The 1,583-nt window shown below is 42.9% G+C and carries 1 protein-coding gene; it reads left to right on the forward strand.

Going from position 1 to position 1,583, the window contains the following annotated elements; translation table 11 throughout:
• Window positions 1-44 precede the first annotated feature (44 nt).
• Entirely contained in the window at window positions 45-1,067 is a 1,023-nt protein-coding gene (locus Q0095_RS05635) for an OmpA family protein (RefSeq protein ID WP_297882161.1), read from the forward strand.
• Window positions 1,068-1,583 lie beyond the last annotated feature (516 nt).

The following is a 1,583-nucleotide window of genomic DNA, read 5'->3' on the forward strand; positions in this document are numbered from 1 at the left end:
GCTTCGCAAAACGCTTGCGAGCATCGACGAAAAAGCACTTTTAGATGAAAACGAATAACGAAGAAAAAGAGACCTTCTGGATCGCGTACGCCGATTTGATGGCGGGACTACTTTTTGTTTTCGTGCTTTTAGTAGGCGGCATCATCGTCAAATACTTTCTCACGCAAAGCAACCTGCAGGAGAAAGAAAGTCAAATTTCAAGCGCGCTAGCAAGCCTGCAAAGCCAGGAGAAAAAAAGCGCCGAGCTTGAGGCGCTGAATAAAATTTTTAGCGACCAACTCGAAAAGCTAAATATCGAAAATACCGATCTTCGCAAGCAAAATTCCATCTATTTCATACAGATCGAAGATCTGACTGAGATGGCGGAGAAGCTGAAAAAAGAGAATTTAGACATAAACTCGCTTCTGCAAAAAGCGCGCGACGACGCCAACGCTACGATCAGCCAAAACGAGCTTAAAATCGCCTTTTTGCTCGATCAGCTCACGCAGAAGCAGAGCGATTTTAATAAAATTTTGCAAGACCTCAACGTCACGAAAAACCGCATCCGCAACCTAACCGGAATGAAGGTCAAGATCATCGCCGATCTGAAGGAGAAGCTGGGCGGCAAGATCCGTATCGACAACGAAAGCGGCGCGATGACGCTAAGCTCGTCGATCCTTTTTGACAAAGGCTCAAGCGAGCTAAAAGAGGACGCCAAAGAGACGCTCCGCTCGACGCTACAGAGCTATTTCGCCGCGCTTTTGAATAACGACGAAATTCGCGAAAATTTAGATCAGATCATCATCGAGGGGCACACGGACAGCGACGGCGGGTATTTGTATAACCTCGAGCTCTCGCAAAATAGGGCGTTTGCCGTGATGGATTTCATCAATTCGTGGAATAAAGATGAGCGACTGCAAAAATATCTCATAGCCAGCGGTCGCAGCTACACGCAGCCCGTGATGCGCAGAGGCGTCGAGGACAAGGACGCTAGCCGCCGCATCGAGATAAAATTTACCCTTTCAAACAAAGAGGCGATGGAGGAGATCAGGAAATTTTTGCAGTTCGACGCGAACGCTACGAATTAGAAGCTCACTCGAAATTTTAACCTGCAAACGAGAGAGCTTAGATTTCAAAATTTTAACGAATTAACGGCTCATCTGAAATTTTAACGGCGGCGCGGAACATATCCTTTTATTTTGGCGCGAATGTCGTCGTAATTTGGCGGTTCGCTAAATTTTACGCACCGCTTACGCAGCATCTGCTGCGGCGGAATGTGTTTAAATTTTAAACCCACGTATTTTGACGCGCTTTTAGTGTTGCCGTGCGGATGATATAGTCTAAATTTAGACCTTTAAATTTAAGCCGTAAATTTAAGCAGGCCCACGGGCGGCTTAAAAATTTAAATGAATTAAAAAATGTGAAATATTATTTGTATGGAAAAACACTAGAGTATTATAAAAATTTATAAAGAGGAGCTGATTTATGAAAAAAAAATTAGTTGTGTATGATTTTGACAAGACAATTTACGATGGAGAAACTGGAGTTAATTTTTCGGTATTTTATTTAAAAAAATATCCACTAAAATCTATTTTATTTTTGAT

Origin of the sequence: uncultured Campylobacter sp. (genome assembly GCF_938045535.1) — a bacterium.
Lineage (GTDB): Bacteria > Campylobacterota > Campylobacteria > Campylobacterales > Campylobacteraceae > Campylobacter_B.